This window comes from Acinetobacter sp. NIPH 2699 (assembly GCF_022549355.1).
Taxonomy (GTDB): Bacteria; Pseudomonadota; Gammaproteobacteria; order Pseudomonadales; family Moraxellaceae; genus Acinetobacter.
This window is the reverse complement of the sequence record NZ_JAKZGL010000007.1, coordinates 67433-86830: the sequence shown is the minus strand read 5'-3', so window position 1 is coordinate 86830 and position 19398 is coordinate 67433. Positions and strand designations below refer to the sequence as shown.

The following is a 19398-nucleotide window of genomic DNA, read 5'->3' as shown; positions in this document are numbered from 1 at the left end:
TGCTATGCAGATGTGTGTAGTTTCTGGGGATATGATGCGGGCACCTGATATCAAATTGCATTTTGAATAAGAAGTAAAATTATGAGTGGGGATTTTATAAAATTAAAAGAAACCTTTGGTCTAATATTTAAATGAACTTTATTTATCTCGATTGAATTATGAACATTATTTTTAAGGGATGAGTTGTCCCCTATGAACATTTTAATTTCTTTCCATGGTTCTAAAATGGAATCTTAAGGTTATTTAGTCGTCAAGGCGAGAGTTCAATGAAGAAGATCGTTTCAAGTAAAAATACGATAAGCACGGCGAAAGATAGAGTAAATCAAAAGATTGCAAAAATTTCAGGAGTAATATTGGGTGCTGTTCAACCAGAAAAACAAGCATCTTTACCTAGAGTTTATGAACTTAGCCCACATACGAATTATAAGTATTATGCAAGTACACATTATGGTGTCATGATTCCAGATTTACCTGAACCCTATCGCTATTTATCTTGGGCATCTGTAATCGGTTATGTTGGATTTCCCATTACTGACTCTGAATTTAAAATGTCTGTTGATGGAAAAGGTGATACTGCTTCTTTGGTCCACGGAACGGCACTGTCTAGCACTGAAGAAGCTTTTAATACGTATTCAATTAAGAATGACATAAAATTTAGTAGTGAACCCTTTGCGATTAATTTTGCGAATCAAACCTCAATGTATGAAGAGGGTGAGGGTTACACCTTGGTGACGAACAGAGAGGACCTACAGCTTCAATTACGATTAGTGCCAACTCAAGCAATGACTTGGTTTGCATATAGTGCTTTTTATAAACATTTTAGTACGCTCATGCACTATAAGGGATTTCTAGTTCAGCAAGGCAAAAGAACAGAAATACAAGGGATTTGTACTCTTGAATCATGGAAAGCTGTAGCGACATCAATGTTGAAAAACCAATGGTTAGTTAATCATTTCCAAATTCCAGTAAAAATTTTTAGCTACCAAGTTATTAATATTGACCAAGAACAACAACTTTTATTAGCGTTCATTTGCTATGAAGATCAACCTGTTATAACGGCGGTTTATTATCGCCATATCAATGGAACCTCGATTCAATACAATGGTGAGATTCATTTTGAAGTTACCAAGCTCAAACATGAGCCTCAACTTACCCCAGATGCTTATCACATGGATGTTCCTGATACGTTTAGATGGACTGCTTACCATAACCAAAAGCTCATCCTAGATATCAATGGGCAAGTTGATACGCCATATTGTTATGGTTTAGCGGCTGGCTTTGTTTCTTCTTATGCATGGCGTGGTGTGTTTAATGGAAAGACCTTAAATGGCCGTGGATATCTGGAATATATTGATAGACGTTAATCTTAGTGTTGAACCAATGTATGAAATATATGGTCTATTTCTAAGATGTGTTATACCCACTCAACCTATGAGTTGAATATAACCTAGCTCATGATGAGTATAGTATTTTAATGGTACGCCCTGCGGGACTCGAACCCACGTCGGTCGCTTAGGAGGCAACTGCTCTATCCAGTTAAGCTAAGGGCGTATAATTTTATGATTATAAATAAAAAAGTGACTGCCGAAGCAATCACTTTTTGAATAAACCGATCAACTGTTTAGTTCTTGGCTTTCAGATTGAGAAGCCTATACAAAATAAACATCAATACGATCCAGATTGGAATCATCAGTACCGATTCTTTAAAGCCTTGCTGCCACATGATATATAGCACAACCCCAATAAATGCCAATACCAGATAGTTACTAAAAGGTGACCATAAAGCAGGGAAGCTGGTTTTTAAATCTTTTTGCTTCACCATCGCTTTAAATTTCAAATGCGTTAGGCTGATCATTGCCCAGTTAAGCACCAAAGCACCGACCACCACATACATTAAATGACCGAGGGCATCTTCTGGAACAAAATAGTTTAAAAGTACACAGCCAAAGATCAATAACGCAGACAGTAAAACAGCAGGAATCGGTACACCTTGTTTATTTACTTTGGTAAAGACTTTCGGTGCATTACCTTGTTTCGCTAAACCATATAACATACGGCTATTGGCGTACATACCACTGTTATAAACCGAGAGTGCTGCGGTCAAAATAATAAAATTCAGTAAATGAGCAGCCCAGCCAATCCCCATTTGACTAAAAATCATCACAAATGGACTTTTATCCAAACCACCTAAGTCAAGCTGATTCCACGGCACAAGCGATAGTAAAATCGTCAATGAACCCACATAGAAAATCAAAATACGAAATACAACTTGGTTGATGGCTTTTGGAATGGTTTTCTTGGGATCTTTTGCTTCAGCCGCCGCCATCCCGATCAGTTCAATACCACCGAAAGCGAACATTAGGAAAGCCAGCATGAAGAATAAGCCTTCAAAACCATTTGGGAAGAAGCCACCATGAGTCCAAAGGTTGCTAAACGAGGCTGTTGAATTTGCATCAGCAGTCGCAATCAAGAACAAACCAAAAAGAATCATGGCAATCACTGCGGTGACTTTGATGATTGCTAACCAAAATTCTGACTCGCCGTAGAATTTGACATTGGTTAAGTTAATTGCTGTGATGACCACAAAGAAAAATAAGACTGAAGACCAAGCAGGAATATGAGGCCACCAATAACTAATATATTTTGCGACTGCGGTGAGTTCCGCCATGGCAACTAAAATATAAAGGACCCAATAGTTCCAACCCGATAAAAAGCCTGGAAATTTACCCCAATATTGATATGCAAAATGACTAAATGAACCTGCAACTGGTTCTTCGACGATCATTTCACCGAGTTGGCGCATGATTAAAAAGGCAATCAAACCGCCAATTGCATAACCCAAAATAATAGATGGTCCAGCAGACTGGATCACTTGTGCAGAACCTAAAAATAACCCCGTACCAATTGCCCCACCCATCGCGATGAGTTGGATATGACGGTTTTTTAGTCCACGCTGAAGTTGAGAGGAATCGTTGTTCAAAGGACTGAGCTCGACGAGGAATAAGTGGATTATTCTAATAGATTGAAAGATTTTCGCCTAGTAAAAGTACAGTCTGGGTATGACTGGAAAGTTGTTTTAAAAAGTTATTTAAAATCTTATATTTGAGTAAATGGTAAACTTAAGTTTGATAGACCTGTAGGCTGTTAGGTGCGATCTTTGTTGTTTAAACCACGTTTGTTGGCTTTGATGTCATTGTTTAATCATCCTGATAGATGGAAGATACAGAGCAGTTGTTACTGACAATGATCGCCAAAAAATAATAAGCTATATGGCATTTTAGATCGTGGTGCAGTAACGTTAGACACAATATTTTGTACCAAGAACATGATAAAAGGATGAAATTAACATGAGTTCAGTTCCACAAATTAAAGTCCCAGCAACCTATATGCGTGGTGGTACAAGTAAGGGTGTGTTTTTCAAATTGGATGATTTACCTGAAGCGGCACAAGTTGCGGGTAAAGCGCGTGATCTACTGCTGTTACGTGTGATTGGTAGTCCTGATCCTTATGCAAAACAAATTGATGGGATGGGCGGTGCAACATCAAGTACCAGTAAAACCGTGATTTTGGCAAAAAGTTCAGAGCCAGAACATGATGTTGATTATTTATTTGGACAAGTCTCCATTGATCAACCATTCGTAGATTGGAGTGGGAACTGCGGAAATTTAACCGCAGCAGTGGGTTCATTTGCGATTTCGAATGGTTTGGTCGATGCAGCACGTATTCCTGAAAATGGCATTTGTACAGTGCGTATCTGGCAGAAAAATATTCAAAAAACCATTATCGCGCATGTGCCCGTGACTGATGGGCAAGTTCAGGAAACAGGTGATTTTGAGCTAGACGGCGTAACATTCCCCGCAGCAGAAGTGCAAATTGAATTCCTAGACCCTGCCGATGATGGGGAAGAGGGCGGTGATATGTTCCCTACAGGCAATGTCGTGGACCAACTGGTTGTTCCTGACGTTGGAACGTTCCAAGCGACTTTCATCAATGCGGGTATTCCAACCATTTTCCTCAATGCTGAAGATATCGGTTATCAAGGAACTGAGTTACAAGATCATATTAATGGTGATCTGGCTGCCTTAGCGCGTTTTGAAAAGATTCGTGCTTATGGCGCAGTACAAATGGGCTTGATCAAAGATATTTCTGAAGCCGCAGCACGTCAACATACGCCTAAAATTGCCTTTGTCTCTCCACCGAAAAGCTATACTTCATCAAGTGGTAAACCTGTTGAGATCAGCGAAGTCGATTTATTAGTTCGTGCACTTTCTATGGGCAAATTACACCATGCCATGATGGGGACTGCTGCGGTGGCGATTGGTACTGCGGCTGCGATTCCTGGAACTTTAGTCAATTTAGCGGCTGGTGGTGGTGAGCGTGAAGCGGTTCGTTTTGGTCATCCTTCTGGAACGTTACGGGTTGGTGCGCAAGCTGAGTGGATTGATGGCAAATGGGCAGTGAAAAAAGCCATTATGAGCCGTAGTGCACGTGTGTTAATGGAAGGTTGGGTGCGTGTGCCTGCTGATTGTTTTTAATGTTGTCACTGTAATATATATTTGATCATATTTTCGGTTTAGTCATGCTGATTTGTTATGAGTTTCTTCTTTTCAGGGTCTTACCGTGATTAATTTAGATCGAATCACAGAGCTACGTTACTTTTTAAAAAAAGTAACCAAAAACTTTCTCATCCACAAAACCTGTTCACTATTTGCATATAGTTAATTCTGTTGCAAAAACAATATATTGCAGATACCACGCAGGTTGTGGATGACTTTTAGCACAAGTAAATCACAGGATAGAACTCAGTAGGTATTAAATAGATTTTTTAAATGATTGGTATACCTTATTCTGGTCTTTATTATTTTGAATCTATTAAAAATACAAACACAAATTCTCTAGATAAATAATGTTATGATGTCGCGATTCTGACGGGCTGATTGAGTCTCGCCATTTTATTCTTCCATTAAGATTTCCCGAGGCAATTGTGTCATCTATTTCTCAAGTTAATGCGAATGTTCTAGAACAAGCTCAACAACGTATTCAACAAGATTTATTGACCGCATTGGCTGCATTTTCCATTCCAGAACCACTCAAGGCAGCAGTCCACCATACCGTGATGTTAGGTGGAAAGCGTATTCGTCCAGCATTATGTTATGCAACGGCTTCATTGCAATCCAATCCTCATTTTGCCGCTGCTCGACGTGCGGCTGTCGCCGTTGAGTTAATTCATTGTTATTCCTTGGCACATGATGATTTGCCGTGTATGGACAATGATTTATTGCGTCGCGGGCAACCCACTTGTCATGTGGCTTTTGGTGAAGATACGGCATTGTTGGCAGGTGATATTTTACAGTCGATGGCGTTTGAGGTTTTGGGTAGCCGTTTGTTCGATGAGCAAGGGCAGGGTACAGATGCAACGATTATTCTTAAACAAATACAAATTTTAGCAACCGCCAGTTCAAAAATGGTGTGTGGACAGGTTTTAGATTTACAAGCTGAAGGTAAACTGGTTGATCAAGCTGAATTAGAAAATATCCATCGTAATAAAACTGGTGCGCTGATTCAGGCTGCGATCATGATGGGTGCTGTGACCACTTTTGATGGTACAGATCAGGCGATTCCTAAACTACGCCAGTTTGGTCAGAGCATTGGGCTTGCTTTCCAAGTGCAAGACGACATTTTGGATATTACTGCAAGTACTGAAACTTTAGGTAAAACTGCGGGTAAAGATGAACAAGTCCAAAAATCGACTTATCCTGCATTGATGGGCTTGGAACAAGCACAAGCTTATGCTCAAACTTTGCATGATCAGGCCTTTGAGGCATTGGCACATTTTGGTGATGACGCTAAAGAGCTGGTTGCGATTTCACAATTCTTGTTAGCACGTCAAAGTTAATCTAAGCTAAGACCATATATCCATAAATATGCATCGGGTCTTATGAATGAAGATCAATTAGAACAATTTGCTTTAGCCTATGGGCAAAAACTCGCTTTTTCGGTTCAGTCACAGCCTTTTGGACCTGATTGTGAGGTTTTTAAAGTTTTTGACAAGATGTTTATGTATGTTGCTTATCACTCAGGCAAATTGATTGTGACTGTTAAATGTAAGCCTGAGAAAAGTCTGGAATATCAGGACTTATATCCTTCTGTTTCAGCAGGGTATCACATGAACAAAAAGCATTGGATTTCGATTGCCAGTCGTGCAGATATCACCGCTGATTTGGTTCAGGATTTAATCAAAGATTCCTATGATTTGGTGGTAAAAAAACTTCCTGTCAAAACACGAAAACTGATGCAGGATACTTAAAAATAAAGCAGCGTATACGCTGCTTTATTTTTTGTCGTTAAATTGGCTTAGTGTTTGCCCATTAACCCACGAATTGTATTTAATACATCAGCAGGCAAGACCACAGTTTTGGCATTGCTTGATTTTGCTAACTCTTGCATTGCTTTGACATATTGTTCACCAAGCAAGTAAGCGACAGGTGTTTCTTTGTCACCAACAGCGCTTGTTACCATTTCAATTGCGCGTTTTGATGCTTCAGCAAGAACAACCTGAGCTTCTGCATCACGACGAGATGCTTCTAAACGACCATCAGCCTCTAAGATCGCAGCTTGTTTCTCACCATCAGCTTTGGTTACTGTTGCACGACGTTGACGTTCAGCAGCAGCTTGCGCTTCCATTGCAGATTGCATGGTATGTGATGGTTGAATATCTTGGATCTCAACTGTTTTAAGGGTAATCCCCCAATCTGAAATATCTTCAGAAATAGCAGCTTTAAGTTTCGCCTTGATTTGATCCCGAGAAGATAAAGCATCATCTAAGCTCATTTCACCTGCGATTGAACGGAGTGAGGTCTGAACCATATTCTGAATAGCCCAGCTATAGTTTTCGATACCATAAACCGCTTTTTCAGGTGTTGTAATATTGATATATGCCACAGCATTCATGACTAAAACAGCGTTGTCACGGGTAATGACTTCTTGTGACGGAATATCCAAAACAATATCTTTAGTGGTGATTTTATAAGCCACTTCATCAATATAAGGAATAACGAAATTTAGACCGGGGCCTAAAGTGGTATGGTATTTACCCAATCGTTGTACAATCCATTTATAGCCTTGAGGAACGAGACGTACCCCTTTGAAAATGGTTGTAGCAACAAATGCTAAAAACGCTAAGACGACTATAGTACCGACAGACATTTGAAACCCTCTTTTTTGTTTATGAAGTGCAGTGTGGTTGGACGACTAAATCATTGCCCAAAATATCAGTTACTCGAACGCGATCACCCACTTTTACTGGCGCTGTACAGCGACAATGCCATTCATCAGAACCTAATACAGGTAGTGAAAAGCGGACTAAGATTTGTTCATGCTCAAGCCCCGTTTGGATGACCATACCCACTTGACCAACGGTTGCTTCACGAGATAATCCTGCTTTGGTTTTATCTATTGAAAGTGGCTTGATAAATTTGAACCAAAGAACCGTACATAAAATAGATAAAATTCCCCAAGTAATGACTTGAGTTGGAAAACCCATCATCGGGAAAAGCCATAACAGAATGCAGACCATGACTGCTGCGATGCCGAACCATAGCGCGGCAAAAGCAGGTATAATCAACTCTGAAAGAATGAGTAAAATCCCTAATACAAACCAGTGCCAAGGCTCAACTACAAATTCCATAGATTTGCTCGCATTATTTAAGTGTTGGAGGTGAAAAAATATTCACCTCCTTTACTCTAGCAGATCATTATCTTTATGAATATAAAAAGATTGTTTTTTTAGAATTTAGCTATGGGAGCTGGCTTTAACGCAGCAGGAGATTTCTTAAATGTTGTGATTGCATTTTGAATCGCAATGATCTTGGCTTGTGCTGCTTTCTCGCCTTCGAGGATAGCTTGATTGCTCGATTTTAAATCAAGTACACCGAGGTGACCGACTTTAGGTTGAATCACGATAGTGGCTTGGCTGAGCTCTTCATTAATACTGTGTTGCCCCATAATATTAATGGTCTGGTCTAATAATCCCCACATGCTTACAGGTCTATCTGCTGTTGGTCGTGCTGAGATATCCACTGCAATGACAATATCAGCGCCCATATCTTTGGCTGTTTTAACTGGAATGGGGCTGACCAAACCACCATCAACATACTTGGTATTCGCGATGACCGCAGGTACAAATATGTTCGGAATACTACAAGAGGCACGAACGGCCTGACCTGCATTGCCTTTGATAAATTCAGCTTTTTTACCATTATCTAAGCGCGTTGCAACAGCGGCAAAACGGATTGGAAATTTCTCGATCGGTTTATTCCCAATCTGGGTGTTGACGTAGTTCTGTAATTTTTGACCAAGGATAAAGCCTTGACTATTAATGGTTAAGTCACGAATATCAGATTCTTGTAGTTTGAGTGCAAGATTTTGCATTTGATACGGGGTTTGCCCACTGGCATAGATACTCCCAACAAAGCTACCTGCACTGGTGCCTGTCACAATTTTAGGTTTAATCCCATGTGACTCTAACACTTTAATGACACCAATATGGGCAAAGCCTTTTGCGCCACCACCACCCAAGGCAATCGCAATGACAGGTTCACGCGCTTGAATTGTTGGCGTAGGAACAGTTTTCTTGGCAGTGGGATCACAGCCAAATAATGTGAAGCTAACAAGTGCCAAACAAGACAGTCGAGCAATATTCATATCGAGTGTTGATAAATTAACCAATGAGAAGGGCACATCAGATCAGATTTGCCCTTTTTTTTCTAGTTTTTTTTCACAAGTTTTTGTAATGGTTCTGCGAGCCAATCTGGGTTTTTGGGTGAGAAGTGACCGACATAACATTGCATGATTTGTTCAAGGTCTTGTTGATAATGTCCTGTTGGCGTAAAAGCGCCTAAGCTATAAATAGTCTTATGATCATAGTCAAAGGCAAACATAACGATCGGAATACCAGCCGCATGTGCAATATGATAAAAGCCACTTTTCATTTTTTCAGCTTTCTTTCGGGTTCCTTCGGGTGCCATGCCTATCCAAATTCGGTCATGTTGTTGTATGGTTGTAACCACTTGTTCGGTGAGCCCATGTGCACTGTCTCGATGGACGGGAATGAGCCCAGCCCACTTCAGAAAAGCTTTGAAGGGTGGTTTAAATAAAGTATCTTTTCCCAATACGGTAACTTTCAGTCCTAGCCCACCGATTGCAAGAAAGCCATACCACCCATCAATATTGGACGTGTGCGGTGAAATAATCGCAACAGCTTTGGGGAGATTGGGGATTTCTCCGATAATCGTCCAGCCTTGACGAATAAACAGTTTTTTACATAATGCACGACTAGACGCTGTTCCGCGTTGTGGAACCAGTGGTGGTAAATCTGGGAAATGTTGTGGCATAAATGAAGATATATAATGACAACTTCTATTATATTAAACGCTCGTTAAATTGGCTGCATTGGCAAAAAATAAGATTTTATTGTCACGGAAATGGAAGAATTGGATACTTAGTGATGCTGCTTAATCTCTCATGGAATGCAAATCATGCCTAATATGCGACAGGTTTATGTCCTGTTATTTTCCTTATATTGGGCACAGGGATTACCTGTCGGTTTTATGACACATGCTTTGCCAGTGATTCTAAGAGCACAAGGGGTATCTTTAGCGCATATTGGTGGTTTTGGTCTATTGATGTTGCCTTGGGCAATTAAGATATTTTGGGCGCCTTTTGTTGATCGCTTTGCGTTATCTGGTTTAGGGCAGTACCGCAGTTGGATTATCCCAACGCAACTTTGTAGCGTTATTATTCTCATCATTTTATCTTTTTTCCCGATTCATGCTTTGGATCAATCAAGTTACTTACTGGTTTTCTTCACCTTATTACTCTTGATGAATCTAACAGGTGCAACCCAAGATATTGCAACAGATGCATTGGCTGTAAATCTGCTGAAAGGTGATCAGCAACATTGGGGCAATACCTTTCAAGTGATGGGTTCACGACTCGGTTTTATTGTGGGTGGTGGGGCAGTGCTTTGGTGTTTGGATTGGCTACACTGGCAAGCTACGTTTTTGGCATTGGCGCTATTGGTTTTTTTGAATACCTTGCCTGTTTTATTTTTCCGAGAACCGATACATGCCAGCAAAAAACTCAATCGCAACGACCTTAAGATTTCCCTTAACCAAGCGATCAAAGACTATCTGAATTATTTTAAATCATCGACAGAGTTAAAAGCGTGGTTGATCATTTTAGTAACTTTTAAAGTTGCAGATGGTCTGTCTGGACCATTATTAAAACCATTAATGGTTGATATGGGATTGAGTTTTTCACAGATTGGTATTTATATCACTATGTTTGGTGCCGTTGCTGCATTAATGGGGGCAGGCTTGGCTGGTGTATTGCTTAAATACTTTGCAAGACCGTCATCCTTCATCGCTTTTTCAATATTAAAGATCATCAGTTTAATGGGCTATATATTTTTAGCATTTGCTTATGAACATCATTATCAAGTCAGCCCTGTGTGGTTATATGCAGTGAATGCCTTTGAAGATGCATGTTCAGCGATGCTTTTGGTAGTGATGTTAACTTTGATTATGCACTACAGCCGCAAGCAATTTGCGGGAACAGATTTTACCTTTCAGGTATCGATCATGGCGACAGTGAGCGGTTTGCTTTATTTGGTCAGTGGTGTCATTGGTGATTTGATTGGGTATTATCGCTATTTAATGATTATTTGCAGTGTTTCAGTTCTGTGTTTATTTCCGATTCTCTATTGGAAAAAAAATGCAAGTTAAAATATGTATTTATTACAATTTTTGCCTTGAATCTTATGTTTGAGAAATAGATTAACGATCTAGAGCTTGGTTGTGTAGGCTATTTCAGATTTTTAGATAAGCATCGTTTTTGAATTCGAACAAATGTTTTATTGGAAAATTAAAATGAAAAACAATAAATAATTTGTTGATATTTATATTTTTTATTGATTGTGAAGCTTAGTTTTATTGAATGGTAAATATTATTTGTGGAATGTCTAAAAATTAAACTTTAGTCGAAAATGGAATAAATTAATAAGATTTTAATCGTTTTGTCATATAAAGTTAATGTGTAGGATTTGTTACAAATTAACTAGGATGTAAACAATGAAAATCAAAATTGTAACAGCAGCAGTACTTAGCTTACTTGCAACAACCACATTTGCAGCACCAACGTTTTATGGTGAGATTGATGCCAGTATTGATTATTTACCAGAAAAAAATGCAACTAAATCAAATAAAGATGTCTGGGAAATTAGCTCAAACAGTTCATTTCTTGGACTCAAAGGTGATGAAAAGCTGACTGAGCGTGTAAGTGCCGTTTATGGAATCGAATGGACATTTAATGCAGATGGTGATGGCACTGATTGGTCGCAACGAAATCGTTTTGTTGGTTTAAAAGATGCTCAGTTGGGTACGGTGAAGATTGGTAAACACGATACACCGCTTAAACAACTTTCAAGTGTCGTTGATACCTTTAACAATTATGTTGGAAACAAAGCTGATATTGGCGGGATTTTCACAGGTGAAAGCCGTATTGATAATGTAGTTGTTTATGAATCTCCTGCAATCAAAGCTTTAGATGGTGCATTTAAATTAAATGCATTACTGGCTACAGGTGAGTCTTCGGGAATTAAGGCATCAAGTGGCGGTGCAAAAGTTGCTGGTCGTGGTTTAGGCGATGCTTGGTCAGCGTCTGTCAGCTATGAGAATCCATTGGTGGTTGCTGGTATTGCTTATGATAAAGCGATTCCAACTACCTTCTTAGGACGCGGTATTTTAAATGCAGCTGAACCAGAACTAGATATTGCACCAGCGTCACCAAAAGCAGTTTTCGCCGCAGCAAACACAGTACGTGCAATTGGTCGTATCAATCCAATTGAAGGCTTAGCACTTAAGGCGCTTTATCAAACTTCAGAAGTTGAAAAAGCAGAAGGTAATGCGGCTGGATCTGAGAATATTGATGATGCACAAGGCTGGTTACTCGGAGCGGAATACAATATTCCACAAGCGAAGAACTGGACAGTGAAAGGTCAATATAGCCAAAATGATACCAGCTTTAAAGACAATACTTCTGACTTTAAAGCCAAACAAATTATCGCTGGTGCAGACTATGCATTTAATAAACAAGTGAAAACTTATGGTTATGCAGGTTATCTAACGCTTGAGCAAGCCAGCAAAAAAGATAAACAACCTGTTGCAGGTTTGGGCTTAGAATTTAAATTCTAATTCTTCTTTGTAATACAAACACCCTCTAGGTTGAACTTAGCGGGTGTTTTTGTTTTTATGCATCATAGATTTCTTTTATAAATCCCCTTGCGGAACTTCAATCGTTGCTCATTCGCCCTATGGGAGAAATACAAAGAAGGTATAAATCATGATGAAACAAGTCGCATGTTTAAGTCATTTTTAAGCTTCTAAAACTATATTTAAACAGCTCAGAAATCGACTTTTAGAATGTGATGTTGCTACAGAAAATCAAGACCATCTCACTATTCAGCTTTAATGTGATACTTGCAATTTGGTTGGGTGTTTTTCTGAATATTGTGTTCTATGAAAAAATACATGAGCTGACACCGTATACAGGGATTAAATCCAGTTTATTCATTGCGGCATCACTGATTGTGTTGGTTGCTATATATCATTTGGTTTTACAGATGTTGAGTTGGACGTGGACGGCCAAACCACTGGCGATTGTGCTGGTCATCATCGGTGGCTTTTCTTCCTATGCGGTGACGAGTTTAGGGGTATTGATTACGCCAGACCAAATCCAAAATGTGATGCAAACCGATATAGCTGAAGCGCGTGATATCTGGTCGTGGCGCTTGCTGGTATGGGGATTGGGCATGGTTGTATTGCCCATCATTGTGATTTTATCCGTCACTTTGAAGCCTGAAGCTATGCTTGATCATATCTGGAAAAAAGGCGTGAGTTTAGTTGTTTCCATTGCATTGATTGGTGGTTTGCTTTTTGTTTTTTATATAGATTTCGCTGAAATATTCCGTGAAAATCGTGATTTAAAAGCAATGATTTCACCACAGAATATGATCGAATCGGTTGCGTCTTATTATAAGCACAAAGCACCCAAGCAGAATTTACCTTTGCTGAGCTACGGGGTTGACGCGAAGCGACAAACAAACAATCCTTCAACATTGCCTAAACTGATGGTGTTGGTGGTTGGTGAGACAGCGCGGGCACAGAACTTTTCCTTAAATGGTTATGCTAAAAACACCAATCCAAATCTATTAACACAAGATATTTTAAACTTTTCTCAAGTCAGTTCATGTGGCACTGCAACAGCCGTTTCTGTTCCATGTATGTTTTCAGGGATGCCGAGAAAGGATTATGATGAGCAACTGGCGAGTCATCGTGAAGGATTATTAGATATTGCCAAGCGTGCAGGTTATCAAGTCACATGGATTGATAATAACTCAGGTTGTAAAGGCACATGTGATCGCGTTGAACAGTTTAAAATCCCTGAAGCTATGCAGCAGAGGTGGTGTAACGAGGGTGAATGCTTAGATGGTATTCTGATTGATAGCCTAAAATTATATTTGGCTTCACTTGATCAAAATGATAGGCGACCGCGACTCATCGTACTGCATCAAATCGGGAGCCATGGACCAGCATATTACAAACGGGTTCCCCCGCAATTTAATGCGTTTAAACCAACATGCGATACCAATGCCATTCAAGGCTGTACGCGAGAACAGTTAATGAATAGTTATGACAACAGTTTACTTTATACCGATCATATTTTAGATGCTTTAATCAAAACACTAAAAAATACAACGCAATACCAAACAGCTTTGTGGTATTTATCTGATCATGGTGAGTCAACTGGCGAAAGTGGCATGTATTTACATGGCGCACCTTATGCGATTGCACCAACTCAACAAACCCATATCCCGATGTTGATGTGGTTTTCGAATTCATGGAAACAGCAAGCAGAAAAACAAGTGCAGTGCCTAGCTCAGCAAGGTAAATATGAACTCAGCCAAGATCATTTATTTCCAACCATGCTGCGTTTGCTGGATATAGCAAGCACCGTAATTAACCCTAAAAATGACATGTTATCTACATGTTTGAAGCCATAAGGTGAGATGAAATCATGACCAAAATCTTGATGATAGAAGATGATTTTATGATTGCAGAGTCAACACTGACGTTGTTGCAATATCATCAGTTTGATGTGGAGTGGGTCAACAATGGTGTGGATGGCTTAGCATTGTTGAGCAAACATGCTTTTGATTTAGTGCTGTTGGATTTAGGTTTGCCCTTGATGGATGGGATGCAGATTCTTAAACAACTTCGTCAGCGGACCTCGATTCCAGTATTGATTATTTCAGCGCGAGATCAGTTACAAAATCGTGTGGATGGCTTAAATCAAGGTGCAGATGATTATTTAGTGAAACCTTATGAGTTCGATGAGCTGCTGGCACGGATTCATGCATTACTGCGTAGAGGTCATGCAGATACCGCTCAGCTAAAAAATCAGTCACAGTTACTCAAGTGTGGTGAGTTGGTACTTGATGTGGAACAGCATTTGGCCACCTTTAAGGGACAACAAATCGAGCTATCTAACCGTGAATGGGCGATTTTAATTCCGATGGTCACACATCCCAATAAAATCTTCTCTAAAGTGAATCTTGAAGATAAGTTATATGATTTTGATAGTGAAGTGACCAGTAATACCATAGAGGTTTATGTCCATCATTTACGTGCCAAGCTAGGCAAGGATTTTATTCGTACCATACGTGGTTTGGGTTATCGTTTGGGGCAAGCATAAAAGTATGAAAAAGGTTAAGCATTATTCGCTCAAGAAAAGGCTGATCTGGGGAACCTCGATTTTCAGTCTATTGTTGGGTTGTTTATTGATCTTGGCCGCTTACAAGATTTCATTGCATGAAGTTGATAAAATTTTAGATACGCAAATGCAGTATATGGCAGAGCAATCTGCGACTCGTCCAGTGCCAAGTATGGCCAGTCGTATCGAATCACATGAAACCTATTATTATCATAAAGAAGGGTTGCTGGTTGATATCTGGGCATATCAAGATCACAACCATGTATCTGATCCAAGTCAGTTATTACTTCCTCCAGTCAAACAAGCAGGTTTTTATAGTCGACAGACCAAGCAAGGGAACTGGCGTGTTTATATCATTCCACTCAAGCATTATCAGATTCAGGTGAGTCAACGCGAAAGTGTTCGCCAAACTTTTGCGTGGGAGTTGGCAGGCAGCATGTTTATGCCATACCTTTTGTTGTTGCCGATTGCGATCTTGCTTCTGGCTTTTATTATTAGTTTAAACTTAAAACCTTTGGATGATTTTAAGGCAGAATTGACCCAACGTGATTCAGATGGATTGGATCCTATCAATAGTGATCACTATCCTCAAGAATTGATGCCTACGATTGAAGAGATGAATCGTTTATTTGAGCGTATTCAACACGCTCAAACTGAGCAAAAACAATTTATTGCGGATGCGGCACATGAGCTGAGAACACCAGTAACCGCACTCAATTTACAAACGCGAATTTTGATTAAACAGTTTCCTGAACATGGTGCTTTACAAAATTTAAGTAAGGGCTTGGCACGTATCCAACATTTGGTCACGCAGCTATTAGCACTGGCAAAACAAGATGTTGCATTAAGCTTAATTGAACCTCATACACATTTTCGCTTAAATGATGTGGCATTAAATTGCGTTGAGCAATTGGTCAATTTAGCGATGCAAAAAGAAATCGATTTAGGTTTTGAGCGTAATGAGTTGATTGAAATGCAGAGTCTTGAATCAACAGTACATTCGATTATTTTTAACCTGATTGATAATGCGATCAAATATACCCCTCATCAGGGCATTATTAATATTTCTGTTTTTAGTGATGCCGATGACTTTGCCTATATCCAAATCGAAGACAGTGGTGCAGGGATTGAGCCAGAAAAATATGATGAAGTATTGAAACGCTTTTATCGTGTTCATCATCATTTAGAAGTGGGGAGCGGTCTTGGACTGTCGATTGTTGATAAAGCGACCCAGCGCTTAGGTGGCGTTCTGACTTTATCAAGAAGTATGGATTTAGGCGGCTTATCTGTATTGGTGAAGTTACCAAAGATACTAGGATCGTATGAGGACAGCAGCATGTTCCATGCTAAAAGAACCAAGTAAATCGTTTATTTTAGGTTGTTTCAGCTTCCGCCTGATCTCTCAGGTAGCGTAAAAATAACACACATCTTTGAATACGCTTCCCATCGCTCCCCACTTTATTGATCTTGAAACGCAGTACCCAATTTAAGCGTTTACCAACTTTGCGGATATCTTTATAGACTTGCGGTTCAGCCAGTAACGCTTGGTGAAAGATTTGGCTTGCTTCAGTGAGTTGCTCAACCTCAAAATGATAGGCGGTTGAAAAAATAAACAGCAACCAGTCTCGAACAAAACAATCATGTAGGCTGAGTACATCGAGAGGGTCTGTTTCAAAATCAATAAAACTAAACTGGTTTTGTTTATCAACTAAAATATTACGAGCAAATGCTTCACTTAAGTATCCATCTTGTAGATGTATATGCTGGATTGCTTGTATGGCTTGAACAAATAATAAGAACTGTGCTTCAGGCTTCGCTTTACGACTCGCCAAGGCTTGATCCAGTTGTTTCACTTTACTTTGGTGCTGTGAGCCGATGTCTTCTAATAATATCCCCTCTTGGGATAGCGCTAAAACATTGGGCGTGGACACACCGAGTACTTTGAGTTGTTGAATGCGTTTAAATTCACATTGAATCGCGGCAGAACCACCTTGATTGGGAACAGGGATCATTGCACCCAAATTAAATATTTTGGCGAGCCATTTGAGCGGAGTATATAACCACAACCCATGACGTTCAGATGCTTTTTTTAACCATACTTTACCTGTGCTTATCTCATAAGCTTGGATCGAATCTTGTTGAGTGGTAACAGTAGTTTCTAAGAATTTGTGAAAGTCATCCATTGGTCGTAATCTATTCCTAAGTGATCATACCCATTTCAATCAGGAGTCACTTTACCATATTGTGATTGATTAGCGGAATTGAAAATAAATCAACGATGTGACTTATCAATATGATAAATAAACTAAAGCAGCCCAGTAGGCTGCTTTAGGTCTATATAAACAACTTAATGCAGAATTTTATCAAGAAACTGCTGCGCACGTTCGCCACGTGGCGTACCAAAGAATTCATCTTTGGAGCAGTCTTCAACAATTTTTCCTTGATCCATGAAAATAATGCGGTTGGCTACCTGACGAGCAAAGCCCATTTCATGAGTAACACACATCATGGTCATGCCTTCTTTTGCAAGTCCAACCATCACATCAAGCACTTCATTGATCATTTCAGGATCAAGTGCAGAGGTTGGTTCATCAAACAACATAGCGATTGGGTCCATACTTAGAGCGCGGGCAATAGCAACACGTTGCTGCTGACCACCAGAAAGCTGTGCAGGGTATTTGGCAGCTTGTGCACTTAGCCCGACACGATCTAGATAGGCTAGCCCTTTTTTGTTCGCCTCTGCTTCTGAGCGACCAAGAACTTTGATCTGAGCAATGGTCAGGTTTTCTGTAATGTTTAAGTGTGGAAACAGTTCAAAGTGCTGAAACACCATACCGACACGACTGCGGAGTTTAGTCATATCTGTTTTTGGATCATGAATGGGCACACCATCCACAAAAATTTTACCTTCCTGAAAAGGCTCCAGACCATTCACTGTTTTAATGAGTGTTGATTTTCCTGAACCAGATGGGCCACAAACCACGACGACTTCACCCTGACGGATCTGGGTGGTGCAGTCGGTGAGCACTTGAAACTGATCATACCACTTGCTGATATTTTGGAGGTCTATCATTACTTTATTTTCGCTCATACACTTAGCCTCCTTTGTAAACGTTTAACTGCGAATGTCGCAATGGCACTGACGGTAAAGTACACAAGTCCTGCAAATAAAATATATTGGGTGAGCAAGGACATTAAGTCTCCGCGTACATAGTTTGTTCTGAAAAAGTCCAGCAAACCAATGGCATAAACCATAGTGGAATCCTGAAACAGAATAATGGTTTGTTGAAGCAGTAACGGAGTCATTTTTCTGAATGCCTGAGGCAAAATAATCAGTCGCATGGACTGACCATAGCTCATACCCAGCGCATAAGCCGCTGCACCCTGACCTTTGGGGATGGATTGAATACCCGCCCGCACAATCTCAGAAAAATAGGCAGCTTCAAATAGCATGAACGCCACAATACTTGAAACCAGAGCTGTATCCATGGTCAGATATTGACCTGTTACGGAGGTGTAGATAAACGGAACTGCAAAATAAAACCACATCAGCACCAGCAGCAGGGGAATGGAACGGAATAGGTTCACATAACCCTGAGCAATCAGGTTCAGGATTTTAATTGAAGATAGACGCATGAGCGCCAGTAGTGTACCAATGGCTATACCGCCAATGGTTGCAATAACCACCACTTTTAACGTAATGCTGAAACCGTGCCAAAGCGCAGGTCCAGACTGTTGTAAGTCCATCAGAAAAGAAGTCAACCACTCCATATTACTTCCCTCCTGTCATTAAGCCAGGAATACGCAGACGTTTTTCCAGTAGGCTCATTGCAGTAATCAGACAGACATTGATGACAATAAAAATGATGGTGATATAGGTATAAATTTCGATGGTACTCTGTGTGTATTCACTGATGGTTTTCATCTGCGAAATAATTTCCGCAACCCCGACCAAGGACGCGACAGAGGTATTTTTCACGCAGTTGGTCAGTTCTGAACTGAGTGGCGGTAAAATGGTTCGGAAAGACTGTGGCAGAATGACATAGCGATACAACTGCGCCGTGGAAAAGCCCATGGCATAACCTGCATTGACCTGACCTGTGGGTAAAGCTTCAATCCCTGTTCGAACCTGTTCACAGACACGTGCTGCGGTAAACAGACCCAGTCCGATACTGGCAGAAATCAGTGCAGTGGTATTGGCCCCAAGATCACTCATCCACCAGCTTTTAATTGGTGCAGGCAGAAAGTTGGGAACCACATAAAACCAGATAAATAATTGAACGAGTAAAGGAACATTTCTGAACAAGGTCACATAGGCAGTACCTATGGTTCTGGCTGTTTTATTCGGGAGCGTACGCATAATACCAAGGATGCTGCCGAGAACCATGGCGATGGTCCATGCCACAACGGCAATCACCAAAAGCCATCCTAGACCCGTTATAATCCAGTTCAGGTAGGTGGTATCTCCCACACCTGTAGATTGCAACAAAACTCCCCAGTTCCAGTTATAAGTCATAGTAACTCCTGAGAAGAAGCGGGAGAACATCCATTGTTCCCCGGTTCCGCAAT

General features: G+C 40.2%; 17 protein-coding genes, 1 tRNA gene and 1 pseudogene. 9 read left to right on the top strand and 10 right to left on the bottom strand.

Annotated elements, in window-relative coordinates; all coding sequences use genetic code 11:
* Window positions 1-266: 266 nt before the first annotated feature.
* Window positions 267-1364 (top strand): DUF6670 family protein, encoded by a 1098-nt coding sequence (locus MMP72_RS09020; protein WP_241316535.1) that lies wholly within the window; start codon window positions 267-269, stop codon window positions 1362-1364.
* Between the two features lie 111 nt (window positions 1365-1475).
* Here MMP72_RS09020 and MMP72_RS09015 read toward each other — a convergent pair.
* Window positions 1476-1551, bottom strand: a tRNA-Arg gene (locus tag MMP72_RS09015).
* 70 nt (window positions 1552-1621) lie between these two features.
* Window positions 1622-2980 (bottom strand): amino acid permease, encoded by a 1359-nt coding sequence (locus MMP72_RS09010; protein WP_241316533.1) that lies wholly within the window; start codon window positions 2978-2980, stop codon window positions 1622-1624.
* Window positions 2981-3347: 367 nt separating this feature from the next.
* On the opposite strand from MMP72_RS09010, the gene prpF reads away from it, so the two are divergent.
* The 3 genes and pseudogenes from prpF (at window position 3348) to MMP72_RS08995 (ending at window position 6307) form a co-directional block, all read left to right on the top strand.
* On the top strand, window positions 3348-4535 hold the full coding sequence (prpF, locus tag MMP72_RS09005) for a 2-methylaconitate cis-trans isomerase PrpF (protein WP_241316531.1): 1188 nt from the start codon (window positions 3348-3350) through the stop codon (window positions 4533-4535).
* A gap of 449 nt (window positions 4536-4984) precedes the next feature.
* Window positions 4985-5896 (top strand): annotated as a pseudogene (locus MMP72_RS09000) (polyprenyl synthetase family protein); the annotation flags it as partial.
* 42 nt (window positions 5897-5938) lie between these two features.
* Window positions 5939-6307: an MmcQ/YjbR family DNA-binding protein gene (locus MMP72_RS08995; protein WP_241316527.1), complete on the top strand. Its 369-nt coding sequence runs from the start codon at window positions 5939-5941 to the stop codon at window positions 6305-6307.
* 47 nt (window positions 6308-6354) lie between these two features.
* Here the strand turns inward: MMP72_RS08995 and MMP72_RS08990 are convergent, their stop codons facing one another.
* The 4 genes from MMP72_RS08990 to MMP72_RS08975 all read right to left on the bottom strand — a co-directional run bounded on the left by MMP72_RS08990 (window position 6355) and on the right by MMP72_RS08975 (window position 9392).
* Window positions 6355-7206, bottom strand: coding sequence for an SPFH domain-containing protein (locus MMP72_RS08990; protein WP_241316525.1), 852 nt, complete (start codon window positions 7204-7206; stop codon window positions 6355-6357).
* 19 nt (window positions 7207-7225) lie between these two features.
* Window positions 7226-7687, bottom strand: coding sequence for an NfeD family protein (locus MMP72_RS08985; RefSeq protein WP_241316523.1), 462 nt, complete (start codon window positions 7685-7687; stop codon window positions 7226-7228).
* Window positions 7688-7785: 98 nt separating this feature from the next.
* Window positions 7786-8703: a patatin-like phospholipase family protein gene (locus MMP72_RS08980; RefSeq protein WP_241316648.1), complete on the bottom strand. Its 918-nt coding sequence runs from the start codon at window positions 8701-8703 to the stop codon at window positions 7786-7788.
* Window positions 8704-8765: 62 nt separating this feature from the next.
* Window positions 8766-9392, bottom strand: coding sequence for a lysophospholipid acyltransferase family protein (locus tag MMP72_RS08975; RefSeq protein ID WP_241316521.1), 627 nt, complete (start codon window positions 9390-9392; stop codon window positions 8766-8768).
* Window positions 9393-9536: 144 nt separating this feature from the next.
* On the opposite strand from MMP72_RS08975, the gene MMP72_RS08970 reads away from it, so the two are divergent.
* From MMP72_RS08970 to MMP72_RS08950, 5 genes are all read left to right on the top strand, one after another.
* Window positions 9537-10784, top strand: a complete 1248-nt coding sequence (locus MMP72_RS08970; RefSeq protein ID WP_241316519.1) for an MFS transporter — start codon at window positions 9537-9539, stop codon at window positions 10782-10784.
* 345 nt (window positions 10785-11129) lie between these two features.
* The gene (locus tag MMP72_RS08965) at window positions 11130-12251 is read left to right on the top strand and encodes a porin (protein WP_241316517.1); all 1122 of its coding nucleotides are present in this window, start codon (window positions 11130-11132) and stop codon (window positions 12249-12251) included.
* A gap of 233 nt (window positions 12252-12484) precedes the next feature.
* Window positions 12485-14119: a phosphoethanolamine--lipid A transferase gene (locus MMP72_RS08960; protein ID WP_241316515.1), complete on the top strand. Its 1635-nt coding sequence runs from the start codon at window positions 12485-12487 to the stop codon at window positions 14117-14119.
* Between the two features lie 14 nt (window positions 14120-14133).
* Complete coding sequence (locus MMP72_RS08955) at window positions 14134-14811, top strand: response regulator transcription factor (protein ID WP_241316513.1); 678 nt, start codon at window positions 14134-14136, stop codon at window positions 14809-14811.
* Between the two features lie 4 nt (window positions 14812-14815).
* Window positions 14816-16192: an ATP-binding protein gene (locus MMP72_RS08950; protein ID WP_241316511.1), complete on the top strand. Its 1377-nt coding sequence runs from the start codon at window positions 14816-14818 to the stop codon at window positions 16190-16192.
* Between the two features lie 10 nt (window positions 16193-16202).
* Here the strand turns inward: MMP72_RS08950 and MMP72_RS08945 are convergent, their stop codons facing one another.
* The 4 genes from MMP72_RS08945 to MMP72_RS08930 all read right to left on the bottom strand — a co-directional run bounded on the left by MMP72_RS08945 (window position 16203) and on the right by MMP72_RS08930 (window position 19345).
* Window positions 16203-17012, bottom strand: coding sequence for an RIO1 family regulatory kinase/ATPase (locus MMP72_RS08945; protein WP_241316509.1), 810 nt, complete (start codon window positions 17010-17012; stop codon window positions 16203-16205).
* Between the two features lie 164 nt (window positions 17013-17176).
* Window positions 17177-17902, bottom strand: coding sequence for an amino acid ABC transporter ATP-binding protein (locus tag MMP72_RS08940; protein ID WP_241316646.1), 726 nt, complete (start codon window positions 17900-17902; stop codon window positions 17177-17179).
* 14 nt (window positions 17903-17916) lie between these two features.
* Window positions 17917-18600: an ABC transporter permease subunit gene (locus MMP72_RS08935; RefSeq protein ID WP_241316507.1), complete on the bottom strand. Its 684-nt coding sequence runs from the start codon at window positions 18598-18600 to the stop codon at window positions 17917-17919.
* Between the two features lies 1 nt (window position 18601).
* On the bottom strand, window positions 18602-19345 hold the full coding sequence (locus MMP72_RS08930; RefSeq protein ID WP_241316505.1) for an amino acid ABC transporter permease: 744 nt from the start codon (window positions 19343-19345) through the stop codon (window positions 18602-18604).
* Window positions 19346-19398: the final 53 nt, after the last annotated feature.

Excerpts from the sequence above, each read along its gene's own strand:
- MMP72_RS09020 (WP_241316535.1), top strand. The coding sequence starts at position 267 with ATGAAGAAGATCGTTTCAAGTAAAAATACGATAAGCACGGCGAAAGAT.
- prpF (WP_241316531.1), top strand. The coding sequence starts at position 3,348 with ATGAGTTCAGTTCCACAAATTAAAGTCCCAGCAACCTATATGCGTGGT.
- MMP72_RS08995 (WP_241316527.1), top strand. The coding sequence starts at position 5,939 with ATGAATGAAGATCAATTAGAACAATTTGCTTTAGCCTATGGGCAAAAA.
- MMP72_RS08990 (WP_241316525.1), bottom strand. The coding sequence starts at position 7,206 with ATGTCTGTCGGTACTATAGTCGTCTTAGCGTTTTTAGCATTTGTTGCT.
- MMP72_RS08985 (WP_241316523.1), bottom strand. The coding sequence starts at position 7,687 with ATGGAATTTGTAGTTGAGCCTTGGCACTGGTTTGTATTAGGGATTTTA.
- MMP72_RS08980 (WP_241316648.1), bottom strand. The coding sequence starts at position 8,703 with ATGAATATTGCTCGACTGTCTTGTTTGGCACTTGTTAGCTTCACATTA.
- MMP72_RS08975 (WP_241316521.1), bottom strand. The coding sequence starts at position 9,392 with ATGCCACAACATTTCCCAGATTTACCACCACTGGTTCCACAACGCGGA.
- MMP72_RS08970 (WP_241316519.1), top strand. The coding sequence starts at position 9,537 with ATGCCTAATATGCGACAGGTTTATGTCCTGTTATTTTCCTTATATTGG.
- MMP72_RS08965 (WP_241316517.1), top strand. The coding sequence starts at position 11,130 with ATGAAAATCAAAATTGTAACAGCAGCAGTACTTAGCTTACTTGCAACA.
- MMP72_RS08960 (WP_241316515.1), top strand. The coding sequence starts at position 12,485 with ATGTTGCTACAGAAAATCAAGACCATCTCACTATTCAGCTTTAATGTG.
- MMP72_RS08955 (WP_241316513.1), top strand. The coding sequence starts at position 14,134 with ATGACCAAAATCTTGATGATAGAAGATGATTTTATGATTGCAGAGTCA.
- MMP72_RS08950 (WP_241316511.1), top strand. The coding sequence starts at position 14,816 with ATGAAAAAGGTTAAGCATTATTCGCTCAAGAAAAGGCTGATCTGGGGA.
- MMP72_RS08945 (WP_241316509.1), bottom strand. The coding sequence starts at position 17,012 with ATGGATGACTTTCACAAATTCTTAGAAACTACTGTTACCACTCAACAA.
- MMP72_RS08940 (WP_241316646.1), bottom strand. The coding sequence starts at position 17,902 with ATGATAGACCTCCAAAATATCAGCAAGTGGTATGATCAGTTTCAAGTG.
- MMP72_RS08935 (WP_241316507.1), bottom strand. The coding sequence starts at position 18,600 with ATGGAGTGGTTGACTTCTTTTCTGATGGACTTACAACAGTCTGGACCT.
- MMP72_RS08930 (WP_241316505.1), bottom strand. The coding sequence starts at position 19,345 with ATGACTTATAACTGGAACTGGGGAGTTTTGTTGCAATCTACAGGTGTG.